Annotated in this window: 9 protein-coding genes and 1 pseudogene; 7 read left to right on the forward strand and 3 right to left on the reverse strand. The window is 69.3% G+C overall.

Annotation, left to right across the window (positions count from 1 at the left end; genetic code table 11):
- Nucleotides 1-159 precede the first annotated feature (159 nt).
- From ACTWOL_RS13590 to ACTWOL_RS13600, 3 genes are all read left to right on the forward strand, one after another.
- On the forward strand, nucleotides 160-1,005 hold the full coding sequence (locus ACTWOL_RS13590; protein ID WP_474296934.1) for a TetR/AcrR family transcriptional regulator: 846 nt from the start codon (nucleotides 160-162) through the stop codon (nucleotides 1,003-1,005).
- 269 nt (nucleotides 1,006-1,274) lie between these two features.
- Entirely contained in the window at nucleotides 1,275-1,493 is a 219-nt protein-coding gene (locus tag ACTWOL_RS13595; RefSeq protein WP_474301155.1) for a heavy-metal-associated domain-containing protein, read from the forward strand.
- Nucleotides 1,494-1,567: 74 nt separating this feature from the next.
- Complete coding sequence (locus ACTWOL_RS13600) at nucleotides 1,568-3,991, forward strand: heavy metal translocating P-type ATPase (protein WP_474296935.1); 2,424 nt, start codon at nucleotides 1,568-1,570, stop codon at nucleotides 3,989-3,991.
- A 404-nt stretch (nucleotides 3,992-4,395) separates the two neighbouring features.
- Here ACTWOL_RS13600 and ACTWOL_RS13605 read toward each other — a convergent pair whose 3' ends face one another.
- Nucleotides 4,396-5,685: a citrate synthase gene (locus ACTWOL_RS13605; protein ID WP_474296936.1), complete on the reverse strand. Its 1,290-nt coding sequence runs from the start codon at nucleotides 5,683-5,685 to the stop codon at nucleotides 4,396-4,398.
- 167 nt (nucleotides 5,686-5,852) lie between these two features.
- Nucleotides 5,853-8,081 (reverse strand): SF1B family DNA helicase RecD2, encoded by a 2,229-nt coding sequence (gene recD2, locus ACTWOL_RS13610; RefSeq protein WP_474296937.1) that lies wholly within the window; start codon nucleotides 8,079-8,081, stop codon nucleotides 5,853-5,855.
- A gap of 672 nt (nucleotides 8,082-8,753) precedes the next feature.
- Between recD2 and ACTWOL_RS13615 the strand changes: the two genes are divergently transcribed.
- The 3 genes and pseudogenes from ACTWOL_RS13615 to ACTWOL_RS13625 all read left to right on the forward strand — a co-directional run.
- Entirely contained in the window at nucleotides 8,754-9,812 is a 1,059-nt protein-coding gene (locus tag ACTWOL_RS13615) for a LacI family DNA-binding transcriptional regulator (protein ID WP_474296938.1), read from the forward strand.
- 237 nt (nucleotides 9,813-10,049) lie between these two features.
- Complete coding sequence (locus tag ACTWOL_RS13620) at nucleotides 10,050-10,994, forward strand: bifunctional helix-turn-helix transcriptional regulator/GNAT family N-acetyltransferase (RefSeq protein ID WP_474296939.1); 945 nt, start codon at nucleotides 10,050-10,052, stop codon at nucleotides 10,992-10,994.
- Between the two features lie 32 nt (nucleotides 10,995-11,026).
- Nucleotides 11,027-11,692 (forward strand): annotated as a pseudogene (locus ACTWOL_RS13625) (sugar phosphate isomerase/epimerase family protein); the annotation flags it as partial.
- On the opposite strand, the gene ACTWOL_RS13630 reads toward ACTWOL_RS13625, so the two are convergent.
- Nucleotides 11,652-12,611, reverse strand: coding sequence for an EamA family transporter (locus tag ACTWOL_RS13630; protein ID WP_474296940.1), 960 nt, complete (start codon nucleotides 12,609-12,611; stop codon nucleotides 11,652-11,654). The pseudogene ACTWOL_RS13625 and the gene ACTWOL_RS13630 sit on opposite strands and share 41 nt — an antisense overlap.
- Before the next feature lie 363 nt (nucleotides 12,612-12,974).
- Here ACTWOL_RS13630 and ACTWOL_RS13635 point away from each other — a divergent pair, with 363 nt between their 5' ends.
- Nucleotides 12,975-14,804, forward strand: coding sequence for a glycoside hydrolase family 3 protein (locus ACTWOL_RS13635; protein ID WP_474296941.1), 1,830 nt, complete (start codon nucleotides 12,975-12,977; stop codon nucleotides 14,802-14,804).
- Nucleotides 14,805-14,920: the final 116 nt, after the last annotated feature.

A 14,920-nucleotide genomic window follows, 5' to 3' on the forward strand; every position in this document is an offset into this window, starting at 1 on the left:
CCTTCACCGAGACCGGTGCAGCGCGCGGGCAAACGGGCGGGCAGCACGGGTCGGCCATTGCATAGACTGACAAACACGAGTCATCGCTCGCGTTAACCAAGAATGTGAGCGACCGCTCGTGTTTGTCAACCGCGCCCGGAGAGCTGGGGATCGATACACATGCCAGACACACCCGAAGCGGGGACACCGACCGGGGCGACACCGCCCGACGCACCGACCGGACCGACACCGACGACGACGCCACCGGGCGACGCGCCCCCCGAGCCGCCGGGCGGCACCTCCGCCAAGGCACGAAAGAGCGCGACGAGCCGGGAGTCCACGCAGCCGACGACCAAGCGGGCACAGAAGAAGCCCGAGGCCAAGACTCCCGCCCACCCCGCGCAGCCGCGCCGCCGCCAAGCCCGGGGCGAGCGCCGCATCGCCCAGCTCCTGGAGGCCGCGGCAGGCGTTTTCTGCCGCACCGGCTACACGGCCGCCACCACCAACGCCATCGCCCGCGAGGCAGGCGTCTCACCCGGCACGCTGTACCAGTTCTTCCCGAACAAGGAAGCAATCGCCGTGGAGCTGGGCGGACAGTTGCTGCACCGCTGGCGCGAGTCCCACGGCGCCGCGTTCGACACACTGGACCACACGCTCCCCCTCGACCGGCTGATGAATTCACTCCTCGATCCACTCATCGCCTTCAACTGCGAGAACCCGGCCTTCGCCGTACTGATGCACGGCTCCGAGATTCCGGGCCGGATCACCGAGGAGCACGACGCCGTTCATTCGGCGCTGCTCCTGCGCGTCGAGCAGGTGCTGGGCGAACTGCTCCCCGCGTCGCCACCGACCGCGCTCCACAGAACGGCGGACATCGCGTTCGCCGTGGTCAAGTCGGGACTGGAGCTGATCCTCGCCCACGAGGGAGCGGAGCGAGAGGCCTACATCGCGGAACTGAAGACCGTCCTGCTGCGGTACCTCACCCCCCTGTTCGACGAGCGCGGGGCGGGGACGCCAGGCCACTGAGGCCGTCTCGCACGGCGCGCACGAAGTGGGGGCCGATACTCGATTCATACCCCCTAGGGGTATAGTCTGTGTGTGGAGAGGGGATCGTGGCAGCGCCAGGACCCTCATGACGCACCACAGCCTCAGTCGCGCGATGTGATCGCCGCGCGCGACACGCCTTGGAAGAGGAGAACGCCATGACCACCGAGACGACGACCGAAACCCCCGAGGCCACCGGTTCCTGCTGTTCCCCCTCCGGTTCCTGTCACGGTGGCGCGACGGACGTCCGCGTGGGCGGTCTCACCACGGTCTACGAGGTGAAGGGCATGACCTGCGGTCACTGCGAGGGCGCGGTGGCGAGCGAGATCTCCGAGATTCCCGGTGTGGCCTCGGTCGAGGCGGAGGCGTCGACGGGACGTGTCACCGTCGTTTCCGACACTCCGCTCGACGAGTCGGCCGTGCGCGCCGCCGTCGACGAGGCGGGCTACGAGCTCGTCGGTCAGGCCTGACTCACCCCCTGCTTCCGGCCGGGCCGCACCGTCCCAGTGGTGGGCCCGGCCCTGTGTTTGGAGCAATGCGTCACATGAGCAGCACCACAACCGACTCCCCGGCAGTGGACATCTCACGGATCGAGCTTCTGATCGGTGGAATGACCTGCGCTTCGTGCGCGGCCCGGGTCGAGAAGAAGCTCAACCGCATGGACGGCGTCACGGCGACGGTGAACTACGCAACCGAGAAGGCCCGCGTCTCCTTCGCCGACGGTACGGGCGTCTCCGATCTCGTCGCCGTCATCGAGAAAACGGGCTACACGGCGACACTCTTGCCCGAGCCGGTCACCACCCCCGCCACCACAAGCCCCGCCGCATCCTCCACCGGTTCGCCCGCGCTTTCCGGGCAAGGCGAGCACGGGAGGAGCGACGGTCCGTCCGGCGCCTCCGCAGAAACGTCCCAGCCGCAGCCGCCCCTGCCCGCGGGGCCGGCGAGCAGCCCCTCGCCAGGGGACGGAGAGCCCACCAGGACGGCGGCGGAGGCCCGCGCCGAGCTCGCGCTCGCCGGCCTGCTGCAGCGGCTCCGTGTATCCGCGCTCCTCGCCGTGCCCGTCGTACTCATGGGCATGGTCCCCGCACTTCAGTTCGAAAACTGGCAATGGCTCTCCCTCACGCTCGCCGCGCCGGTCGTGGTCTGGGGCGGGCTGCCCTTCCACCGTGCCGCGTGGACCAACCTCCGGCACGGCGCGGCCACCATGGACACCCTGGTGTCCCTCGGCACCCTCGCCGCCTTCGGATGGTCCCTCTGGGCGTTGTTCCTCGGGCACGCCGGGATGCCCGGCATGCGCCATGGGTTCGACCTCACCATCGCCCCCGCGGCAGCCCGCGGGGACGGCTCGTCGGCCATCTACCTCGAGGTCGCCGCAGGGGTCGTCACCTTCCTCCTCCTCGGCCGCTATCTGGAGGCGCGCGCCAAGCGGAAGGCCGGATCCGCGCTGCGGGCCATGCTGGAGCTCGGTGCCAAGGACGTCGCCATACTCAGGGGCGGCACCGAGGTACGCGTCCCGGCCGCCCGACTCGCAGTCGACGACCTCTTCGTCGTCCGCCCCGGGGAGAAGATCGCCACCGACGGCACCGTCGTCGAGGGCACGTCCGCCGTCGACGCGTCGATGCTGACCGGCGAGTCGGTTCCGGTGGACGTGAGCGCCGGCGACAGCGTCACCGGCGCCACCGTCAACACCGCGGGACGGCTCGTCGTGCGGGCGACCCGCGTCGGCGCCGACACACAGCTGGCGCGAATGGCGCGGATGGTCGAGGACGCCCAGAACGGCAAGGCCGAGGTCCAGCGCCTCGCCGACAGGATCTCGGCCGTCTTCGTCCCGGCGGTCCTGCTGGTCGCCCTCGGCACGCTGGTCGCCTGGATGCTGGTCACGAACGACACGACCGCCGCATTCACCGCGGCCGTCGCCGTCCTGATCATCGCGTGCCCCTGTGCGCTCGGCCTCGCCACCCCGACCGCCCTCATGGTGGGCACGGGACGGGGTGCACAGCTCGGCATCCTCATCAAGGGCCCCGAGGTCCTGGAGTCCACACGCGCGGTCGACACGGTCGTCCTCGACAAGACCGGGACGGTCACCACCGGCCGGATGCACCTGCGGGACGTCCTCGTCACAGGCGCCGCCACAGAGGAGGACGTGCTGCGGCTGGCGGGGGCGCTGGAACACGCCTCGGAGCACCCCGTCGCCCGTGCCATCGCGGCCGGGGCGGAGGCCAGGCTCGGCACGCTTCCCGTTCCCGAAACGTTCGAGAGCGTTCCCGGCCTCGGCGTACGCGGCACCGTCGGGGGCCGCGCCGTCCTCGTCGGCCGGGCCCCCCTCCTCGAGGCCGCGGGCGTGGAACCGCCGCCCGAGCTCGTCGGGGCCTCGGCCGCACGTACGGCTGTCGCCGTCGCCTGGGACGGCGAGGCTCGCGGCGTGCTGACCGTGGCGGACGCGATCAAGGATTCCAGCGCGGAGGCGGTTGCCCGGCTCCGGGCGCTGGGCCTGACGCCGGTGCTGCTGACGGGTGACAACCGCGCGGTCGCCGAGGCGGTCGCGGCCGAAGTCGGCATCGACGAGGTCCATGCCGAGGTGCTGCCCGAGGACAAGGTGGCCACGATCCGGCGACTCCAGACCGATGGGCGCACGGTCGCCATGGTGGGCGACGGCGTGAACGACGCAGCCGCGCTGGCCGCCGCCGACCTCGGACTGGCCATGGGTACCGGCACCGACGCCGCCATCGAAGCGGGCGATCTCACGCTGGTGAGGGGCGACCTCCGGGTGGCGGCCGACGCCATCCGGCTCTCACGGCGGACCCTCGGCACCATCAAGGGAAACCTCTTCTGGGCCTTCGGCTACAACGTCGCGGCCCTGCCGCTGGCGGCCGCGGGACTGCTGAATCCCATGATCGCCGGATTCGCCATGGCTTTCTCGTCCGTTTTCGTGGTCAGCAACAGCCTGCGTCTGCGATCCTTCACGTGATACACAGGACCTTCACAAAGAGATCCAGATCACAGATATTTGTGGGTAACCATTCGGGCTCTTCGCGAGTCTAAGTGGGCGATGCCAGAACGTCTTGGGGGACGTTCACGGGATGTCTTGGGGGACGTCCCAGGCAAGCGTTGGCCGGGGCACGTAGACCGGGGAGCTTTGAGCGGCCCTCCCGACATACGTACCCCGGCAGACCGCGCGAAGAGCTTCTGCTGCACTCCAGCAGACGCCCGGGCCGGATCCCGTGGGGGGAATCCGCACCGGGGATATGAGAAGCGCCCCGCTCGCCGACCCGTGGGGGGATCGGCAGCGGGGCGCTTCTTCTCTGCGACGTCTCTCCCGGCACCGCCGGGAGCGTGCAGCCCGGGTCGCGTGCCCGGGCCCGTCAGTACGCGTCAGCGAGCCTCGACGGGGACGAAGTCACGCAGCACTTCGCCGGTGTAGATCTGGCGCGGGCGGCCGATACGGGAACCCGGCTCCTTGATCATCTCGTGCCACTGGGCGATCCAGCCGGGCAGCCGGCCGAGCGCGAAGAGCACGGTGAACATCTCGGTCGGGAAGCCCATGGCCCGGTAGATCAGACCCGTGTAGAAGTCCACGTTCGGGTAGAGCTTGCGCTCGACGAAGTAGTCGTCGGAGAGCGCGTGCTCCTCGAGCTTGAGGGCGATGTCGAGCAGCTCGTCGGACTTGCCGAGGGCGGACAGCACGTCGTGGGCGGCAGCCTTGATGATCTTGGCGCGGGGGTCGAAGTTCTTGTAGACCCGGTGGCCGAAGCCCATCAGTCGAACGCCGTCCTCCTTGTTCTTCACCTTGCGGATGAAGGTGTCGACGTCACCGCCGGTGGCCGCGATGCCCTCGAGCATCTCCAGCACCGACTGGTTGGCGCCACCGTGCAGCGGGCCCCACAGGGCGGAGATGCCGGCGGAGATCGAGGCGAACATGTTCGCCTGCGAGGAGCCGACCAGGCGCACCGTGGACGTCGAGCAGTTCTGCTCGTGGTCCGCGTGCAGGATGAGCAATTTGTCGAGGGCGGCGACCACGACCGGGTCGAGCTCGTACTCCTGCGCCGGGACCGAGAAGGTCATCCGCAGGAAGTTCTCCACGTACCCGAGGTCGTTGCGCGGGTAGACGAAGGGGTGACCGATCGACTTCTTGTACGCGTACGCCGCAATCGTCGGCAGCTTGGCGAGCAGCCGGATCGTGGAGATGTTGCGCTGCTTCTCGTCGAACGGGTTGTGACTGTCCTGGTAGAACGTCGACAGGGCACTCACCACGGACGACAGCATCGCCATGGGGTGGGCGTCGCGCGGGAAGCCGTCGAAGAACCGCTTGACGTCCTCGTGCAGCAGGGTGTGCTGGGTGATCTCACCCCGGAAGGCAGCCAGCTCGTCGACGGTCGGGAGCTCGCCGTTGATCAGCAGGTAGGCCACCTCGACGAAGGTCGAGCGCTCGGCCAGCTGCTCGATCGGGTAGCCGCGGTAGCGCAGGATGCCCTGCTCGCCGTCGAGGTAGGTGATCGCGGACTTGTAGGCAGCCGTGTTGCCGTAACCGCTGTCCAGGGTCACCAGACCGGTCTGCGCCCGGAGCTTCCCGATGTCGAAGCCCTTGTCACCAACGGTGCTCTCGACCACCGGGTAGGTGTACTCACCGTCCGCGTACCGCAGTACTACAGAGTTGTCGCTCACGTCATCCCTCACCGACGTAGTGCCTCTTCTTCGAGGTGCCCTGACTGTCTCTACCATCCCCCATTCGGCAGAGGAGAGTGCACTCGGGGTCGGCCAATGGGCCGACTGGCGGCACTCAGTGCCGTCAACCTGCACATCCTGCCCCCTTCGCCCTGGTTCCGGAAGCCTCAGGTGATCTTTCCCACGAGCCTTTCACCCGTCAGCCGGTGATCGAGCGCGGTAAAGCGCCTGCCGGCCGAAACGGTGCGTACGGCCTGTCCTATGGCCTTGCGGGAGCCGACGAGCACCACGAGCTTCTTGGCACGGGTGACAGCGGTGTAGAGGAGATTCCGCTGGAGCATCATCCAGGCGCTGGTGGTGACGGGGATGACGACCGCCGGATATTCACTGCCCTGGGAGCGGTGGATCGTCACCGCGTACGCATGCGCGAGCTCGTCCAGCTCGTCGAAGTCGTAGGGCACCTCCTCGTCCTCGTCCGTCAGCACGGTCAGCCGCTGATCGACCGGGTTGAGCGAGGTCACCACGCCGACGGTGCCGTTGAAGACGCCGTTCCTCCCCTTTTCGTAATTGTTGCGAATCTGAGTGACCTTGTCGCCCACGCGGAACACCCTGCCGCCGAACCGCTTCTCCGGCAGATCGGGCCGGGCGGGCGTGATGGCCTGCTGCAGCAGTCCGTTCAGCGTGCCCGCGCCTGCCGGTCCACGGTGCATCGGGGCGAGTACCTGCACGTCCCGCCTGGGGTCCAGACCGAACCGGGCGGGGATGCGCCGGGCCGCGACGTCCACGATGAGCCGGCCCGCTTCCTCGGTGTCGTCCTCGACGAACAGAAAGAAGTCGTCCAGTCCGTGGGTGAGCGGCTGCGTCCCCGAATTGATCCGGTGGGCGTTGGTGACCACTCCGGACTGCTGGGCCTGCCGGAAGATCCGGGTCAGCCTGACACTCGGAACCGGCCCCGAGTCGGCGAGAAGATCCCGCAGCACCTCGCCCGCACCGACGCTGGGCAGCTGGTCCACGTCCCCCACGAGCAGCAGGTGTGCACCAGGTGCCACGGCCTTCACCAGCTTGTTGGCGAGGAGCAGGTCCAGCATGGAGGCCTCGTCGACCACGACCAGGTCGGCCTCGAGCGGCCGGTCACGGTCGTACGCCGCATCACCGCCCGGCTTGAGCTCCAGCAGCCGGTGCACCGTCGACGCTTCGGCGCCGGTGAGCTCCGCGAGCCGCTTGGCAGCGCGTCCCGTCGGCGCGGCCAGCACCACCTTGGCCTTCTTGGCCCGTGCCAGCTCGACGATCGAGCGCACCGTGAACGACTTGCCGCATCCGGGCCCCCCGGTGAGGACCGCCACCTTGCGGGTGAGCGCAAGGCGCACGGCCTGCTGCTGCTCGGGCGCCAGCTCCGCGCCCGTGCGGTCCGCGAGCCACGCCAGGGCCTTGTCCCAGGCGACGTCCTGGAACGCCGGCATACGGTCCTCGTCGGTGCGCAGCAGGCGGATCAGCTGGGCGGAGAGGGACAGCTCGGCGCGGTGGAACGGGACGAGGTAGACCGCCGTGACCGGATCGCCTCCTCCCGGGTCCGGAACCTGTTCCCGCACGACTCCCTCCTCCTCGGCCGCGAGGTCGGCGAGACAGTCGATGACCAGGCCCGTGTCGACTTGCAGCAGCTTGACCGCGTCGGCGATGAGCCGCTCCTGGGGAAGAAAGCAGTGCCCCTGGTCCGTGGACTGCGACAGGGCGTACTGAAGACCGGCCTTGACCCGGTCCGGGCTGTCGTGCGGGATGCCGACGGCCTGGGCGATCCGGTCCGCGGTGAGGAAGCCGATGCCCCAGACATCGGCCGCGAGCCGGTAGGGCTGGTTCTTCACCACGGAGATCGAGGCGTCGCCGTACTTCTTGTAGATCCGCACCGCGATGGAGGTCGAGACGCCCACCCCTTGGAGGAAGACCATGACCTCCTTGATGGCCTTCTGCTCCTCCCAGGCCGCGCCGATCATCCGGGTGCGCTTCGGGCCGAGGCCCGGGACCTCGACGAGCTTCGCCGGCTCCCGCTCGATGATGTCGAGGGTGTCCGCACCGAAGTGCTCCACGATCCGCTCGGCGATCCTCGGCCCGATGCCCTTGATCAGGCCCGACCCGAGGTAGCGGCGGATCCCCTGGACGGTGGCGGGCAGGACGGTGGTGTAGTTCTCGACACTGAACTGCTTGCCGTACTGCGGGTGGGAGCCCCACCGGCCTTCCATACGCAGGGATTCGCCCGGCTGCGCGCCCAGGAGCGAGCCGACCACCGTGAGCAGCTCGCCGCTGCCGCGGCCGGTGTCGACGCGGGCGACCGTGTACCCGTTCTCCTCGTTGGCATAGGTGATCCGCTCGAGGACCCCTTCGAGGACTGCCAGGTTGGACATGGTCCGACGCTACCGCCCGGCTCGGACAGTCCGTCATGCCTGTGGACGACCCCGCGGCTTTCGGGCGAGACGGCCAGGCGACGGTCATCATGAAGCAGGGGCAGTTGACGCACCTTGTGTTCCGGCGCGCGAACCGTCGGCGTGCCGGCCACTCGTCGCCGCCCCGCATGAGCGGATCCACCGTCCCGCCAGGCCGCGGCACGGTCGGCTCGGATCTCGAACAGCTCAAGGGGCCCGGTCACTTGACCGGGCCCCGCTCACTCCCCCCTGCATCAAGGCTCTCCGATCCCCCCAGATCCCCCCGGAGCCCTGATGCCAAGTACGACTCACCTCACCCCAGAAGGGTTGCACGATTGCGGGCAGTTATTTTTACGGCATCCCGAAACTCGGCATACAGCGCGATTCCCGACTTGCGCCCCACGGGGGCCGGGACATGGCCACGCCCGGCACAGGGACGGCGGCACCTCATGCCGGCCAAGGGTGTTCGAGGCATGGCGGCCAAACACCCCTACATGTAGGGAAAACAGCCTCTTCACACCCTTTGCTTCCTGCGTCACCTTTCCTCTGCCTGGCGGCGAAACGATGACAGTAAGCGCCTTCTATACGTTATGACGCTAGCCTGCGCACAACGGCCCGCAAGGGCTCGGCCCGTTCGCCCTTCGGAGGTACGCGATGACAGTCACGCTGGCGGATGTGGCAGCGCGAGCCCGGGTGTCACCGGCGACCGTCTCACGGGTCCTCAACGGCAACTACCCTGTCGCCGCGAGCACTCGGGAACGAGTACTCCGTGCCGTCGACGAACTCGACTACGTACTCAACGGACCCGCCAGCTCACTTGCCGCGGCCACGTCCGATCTGGTCGGCATCCTCGTCAACGACATCGCCGACCCCTTCTTCGGGATCATCGCCGGCGCCGTGCAGACGGCGATCGGCGAGGGCGCCACCGGCCGTGCGGGCGGCGAGAAGCTGGCGGTGGTCTGCAACACGGGCGGTTCGGCCGAGCGCGAGCTGACGTATCTCACCCTGCTGCAACGGCAGCGGGCGGCCGCGGTCGTCCTCACCGGAGGGGCTCTCGAGGACCCGGACCACGTCGCCGCCGTGGCGGCCAAGCTGACCAGGCTCGCCGACGCCGGGACGAAGGTGGTGCTGTGCGGCCGTCCGCCCGTGCCCGGCGGCTCCGTCACGGCGACGCTCACCTTCGACAACCGCGGAGGGGGATGTCGGCTCACCCATCACCTGATCACACTGGGGCACCGCCGGATCGGGTACATCGCCGGCCCGGAGGAGCGGACGACGACCCGGCACCGCCTCGAGGGACACCGGGAGGCACTGATCGCGGCCGGGATCGAAGAGGACCAGGAGCGCCTCACGGTCCACGGTCCCTACGAGCGCCGCTCGGGCTACGACGCGGCACTGGAACTGCTGCGCCGCGACCCGGGTCTGACCGCCATCGCCGCGGCCAACGACACCATCGCCCTCGGCGCCTGCGCCGCCCTTCGCGACCAGGGCCTGCGCATTCCGGCGGACGTGTCGGTGACGGGCTTCGACGACCTGCCGTTCTCGGTGGACGCGGTTCCGGCACTGACGACGGTGCGGCTGCCGCTCCACGAGGCGGGAGTGCGGGCGGGGCGGCTGGCCATGGGCAAGGAGGCGCCGCCACCCGACGGCATCGCGACGGTCGAAGCCGAGCTGATGCCCCGGGCATCCACGGCGGCGCCGCCGGCGAAGTGAAGCAGCCTGCGAAGTGAAGCCGCAGCCGGTCGTAACGGAGCGTCGCAATGAAGGAGGAGCAGGCCGGAGACCTGCCGCGGGACCGCTACGCAGGCGGACCCGCGCGCCGTCCCACCACGCCGGAACCCTCCGGTGGACGTCCCCCGACGAGCGCGCCGGGAGTTATCCACAGGCCTTGCCGGGGGTCGACGGGCGAACCTAGCCTTGACTCAGTCATAGGAAAGGTCGGGGCAGATCATGGCCATTCAGGAGATCCGCGCGTTCAACCGCTTCTACACGAACCTCATCGGAGCGCTCGACTACAGCCGGCATCTGTACACGCCGTACACACTCACCGAGTCCCGTCTGCTCTACGAGCTGGCACACGCCCCGCGCACGGATGCCGCCGACCTGCGGCTGGAGCTTTCCCTCGACGCGGGCTATCTGAGCCGGCTCCTCGGCAAGTTCGAGCGTGACGGCTTGGTCGAGCGGGCCCCGTCGGAGCAGGACTCACGCCGTCAGCGGATCACACTCACCGACCAAGGACGCGAGGCGACCGCGCTGCTGGACGAGCGGTCACAGGAGGCGGTCGGGAAACTGCTGTCCGGCGTTGCGAATGACGACCGTCTGCGACTGACCGAAGCGATGCGCACGGTACGGAGGATCCTGGGCGACAACCGCCCCGAGCGGGACGGCCACCGGGCAGAACCGGTGCTGCGCGATCCCGTCCCCGGCGATCTGGGCTGGATGGTCCAGCGCCACGGCGCGCTCTATGCGGCGGAGTACGGGTGGAACACCGACTTCGAAGGGCTGGTCGCGCGGATAGTGGCGGACTTCGCCCAAGACCACGACCCGCATCTGGAACGGGTATGGATAGCCGAGTTGGACGGCCGTCCGGTCGGTTCGGTGATGTGTGTCCGGGACGAGGCACCAGCCACCGCACGGCTGCGGTTGCTCCTGGTCGAGCCGGGGGCACGGGGGCACGGCCTCGGCGACCGGCTGGTGGGCGCGGTCGTCGACTTCGCCCGCGAAGTCGGATACCGGGATGTGGTGCTGTGGACCAACGATGTCCTCACAGCGGCACGCAAGGTCTACCAGCGGGCCGGATTCACTCTCGTCGCCGAGAAGCCGCATCGCTCCTACGGCGCCGATCTCGTCGGCCAGGACTGGCGTCTCCCCCTCCAGGAAGGATCCCCCCGGTGAAGCTTGCCTTCTCGACTCTGGGAGTCCCCGGGATGCCGGTCCACGAAGTGGCCGCCCTCACCGCAGCGGCCGGCTATCAGGGAGTGGAGCTGCGAGCCGGTCCGGAGGAGCCGGTGCATCCGGGAATCCGCGCTCGCGAACGGGAGGCAGTGGCGGCCGACTTCGCCCGCGCGGGTGTGGAGATCCTGACGGTCGCCGGATACACCGAGGTTGCGGCTCCGGCGGACGATGGGATCGTGCTCGAAGAGCTGACCGAGCTGATGCGGCTCGCCAGAGACGTCGGTGCCGCGTATGTCCGGGTGTTCCCTGGCGGAGGCGGCCAGGACCCGCAGACGGCGGACGCGGTCGCTGCCCGCCGGCTCGGCAGTGCGGCGGAGACCGCGGCGGATCTGGGGGTGCGCCTGCTACTCGAAACCCACGACTCGCACCGCACGGGCGCGGCGGTGACCCGTGTCCTGGGCACGGTGGGCCATCGTCATGCCGGAGCGTTGTGGGACGTCCTGCATCCGTGGCTCGGCGGAGAACTGCCGGCCGACACCCATGCCGCCCTCGCGCCGTTCCTCGGCTATGTCCAGGTCAAGGATGTGGCTTCGCGGGACGACCTGACCCCCTTGCCGCTCGGTGCCGGTGTACTCCCGCTCGCCGAGTGCCTCGCGCTCACGGGCGAGGACGGCTGGGTGTGCTGGGAGTACGAGAAGCGTTGGTATCCACAAGCGCCGGACCTGCCGGACCTGCTGACGGCGGGGCGGGAGCACCTGGAGTCGCTGGCCGGGAGAGCGAGGTAAGTGCGACGCCACCGACGAGGAGGGCTGCCGCACACCAGCGCAGCGGGCTGACCGACTCGTCGAGGAACAGTGCGGCCGCGGACATGCCGAACACCGGGACGAGAAGGGAGAAGGGCGCTACCGACGAGGCGGGATAGTGGCGCAGGAGCCACCCCCAGACCCCGAAGCCGAAGACCGTGGTGATCCACGCGACGTAGACGATCACGCCGGCACCGGACCAGTCGAGAGCGCGGAGTGCGGCGAGGTCCCGCTCCGGGCCGTCGATGATGAGGGAGAGGGCGAACAGGGGCAGCACGGGGACGACGGAAACCCAGACCATGAAGTTCAGGGCGTCGGGCGGAGACGCCTTGCGGGTCAGCACATTGGAGAGCCCCCAGCATGCAGCCGCAGCGATCACCAGAGCGAAGCCCAGCAGAGGGCCGGAACCGCCTTCGTCGACCGCGGCGACGCCGATCCCCGTCAGGGCGATGAGCATGCCCAGGGCCCGTCTGCCACCGGGTCGTTCACCGAGGGCCAGATAGGCGAACAGCGCGGTGAAGACCGCCTGGATCTGCAGGATCAGGGACGACAGACCGGCCGGAGCCCCTTCGTTCATACCGGTGAACAGCAGACCGAACTTGGCCACACCGAGCACCAGACCGACGGCGAGTATCCATTTCCACGCCACTGTGGGCCTGCCGACGAAGAACACCGCGGGCAGTGCCGCGACCAGGAAACGCAGGGCCGAGAAGAGAAGAGGGGGAAAGTGGTCGAGGCCGATCTCGATGACGACGAAGTTCACGCCCCACACAGCGGCGACCAGGGCAGCGAGGGCGACATGTGCGGGGCGCATGGTCCAAGCTTCAGGCACGGGCACCGCGTAGCACCATTGCGAATTTCTACACCGATGGCGAAAGGAGCACTAAACAGAGGACACCCGAAGACCGCCTGAGGCAGCCGGTGAGTGCCGCATCGGCGTCATCAACGTTCCCTCCGGCATACGGCGTCGATCTCCGGCTCCCCGTACCGACCGACTGAGGCCGGCGGTACAGCCCACCACCGGCGTCTCCCCCACCTGACGCCGGCGGCGGCACTCCCCCACCTGCTCCGGCACCCGACCGCTCCGGTGCGCCCCTCCCGGCCGCATCCCTTGACTGGCAGTTATTTTCCCTATATCCGAGACCCCTTGGAAGTTTCCTTCACGGAAGGAGCACCAGTGCAGGACCCGACCACCCCCTCACGGCGGACCCTCCTCGCCGCGTCGGCCGCTGCCGCCGTGACCGCCGCCGGCTCCTCGGCCCTCGCGCTCACCCCCACACCCTCCTTCGCCGACACCCGCGACAGCCTCGGACGGCTCCTCGCGCGGATGAGTCTGGAGGAGAAGGTCGGCCAGCTCTTCGTCATGCGTGTGTACGGGCACTCCGCCACCGCCCCCGACCAGGCCGACGTCGATGCCAACCTCCGGGAGATCGGTGTCCGCAACGCCGCTGAACTGATCGGCCGTTACCACGTCGGCGGGATCATCTACTTCTCCTGGGCACACAACACGCGCGACCCGCACCAGATCGCCGATCTCTCCAATGGCATCCAGCAGGCGGGCCTCGCCCGGTCCACCCCCATTCCTCTGCTGATCTCCACCGATCAGGAACATGGGATCGTCGCCCGGGTCGGCAGGCCCGCGACCCTCTTGCCCGGCGCGATGGCGCTGGGTGCGGGCGGATCACGCTCCGACACCCGCGAGGCCGCGCGGATCGCCGGAGCGGAACTCGCGTCGATGGGCATCAACCAGAACTACGCGCCGGTGGCCGATGTGAACGTCAATCCGGCCAATCCGGTCATCGGCGTCCGGTCCTTCGGAGCCGGTCCACAGGCTGTCGCCGAGCTGGTCGCCACCCAGGTGCGGGGATACCGGAGCGCGGGGATCGCGGCGACGTCCAAGCACTTCCCGGGCCACGGCGACACCAAGGCCGACAGTCACTACGCCCTGCCCACCATCCACCACACGCGTGAGCAGTGGGAGGAGCTGGACGCGCCGCCGTTTCGGGCGGCGATCGCCGCCGGGACCGACTGCATCATGACCGCGCACATCGTGGTTCCCGCGCTCGATCCGAGCGAGGACCCGGCCACTCTCTCGCGGCCCATCCTCACCGGCATTCTGCGTGAAGGGCTCGGCTACGACGGCGTCGTCGTCACCGACGCCCTCGACATGGCGGGCGTGCGGCAGAAGTACGGCGACGACCGTGTGCCTGTTCTCGCGCTCAAGGCGGGCTGCGATCAGCTGCTCAATCCACCGAAGCTGAGTGTCGCCTGGAACGCCGTCCTCGAGGCGGTCGGGAACGGGGAGCTGACCGAGCAGCGCGTCGACGAGTCGGTCATGCGCATCCTCCTGCTGAAGGCGAAACTGGGTCTGTTCCGACGGCCGTTCGTGTCCCAAGCCGGAGTGACCCGCACGGTCGGCGCCCAGGCCCACCTGGCGGACGCCGACCGGATCGCCGAGGAGACCACGACCCTGCTCCTGAACGAGAGGGGGCTCCTGCCGCTTTCCCGCCGTCGCCATCCCCGTGTCCTGGTCGTCGGCGCCGATCCCGCCTCGCCGACGGGGACGACCGGGCCGCCCACCGCCACACTCGCCCGGGCCTTCACCGAGCGGGGCTTCACCGCCACCGCCCTGTCCACCGGCATTTCCCCTTCCCCGGCGGCGATCGAGGAGGCGGTGGGGGCGGCGACCGGTCGGGACGTGGTCGTCGTGGGCACGTACAACATCTCGGCGAGCAGCCCCCAGCGCACCCTGGTCGCCCGGCTCGCGGCCACCTCAGTGCCCGTGGTCACGGTCGCCATCCGCAATCCCTACGACCTCGCACAACTGGCCGGATCCGGCATCGCGGCGTCCCTGGCGACATACGGCTGGACCGATGTGGAACTGCGCGCTGCCGTACGGGTGATGACGGGGCACACCTCCCCACAGGGCCGACTCCCGGTGCCCGTACCACGGGCGGACGATCCGGCCCGGGTGCTGTACCCGATCGGATACGGGGTGACGTATTAAGGCGTAGCGCGGCGTACGCAGGACCACCGGCGCATCACCGCCACACGACGCAAAGCGCCCTGCCCCGCTGGCGTGTGCCCGCTCTCCCCGGTCACGCTGGAGGGGCGATCGGGGGT

The sequence above is a fragment of the Micromonospora sp. IBHARD003 genome, assembly GCF_056106285.1.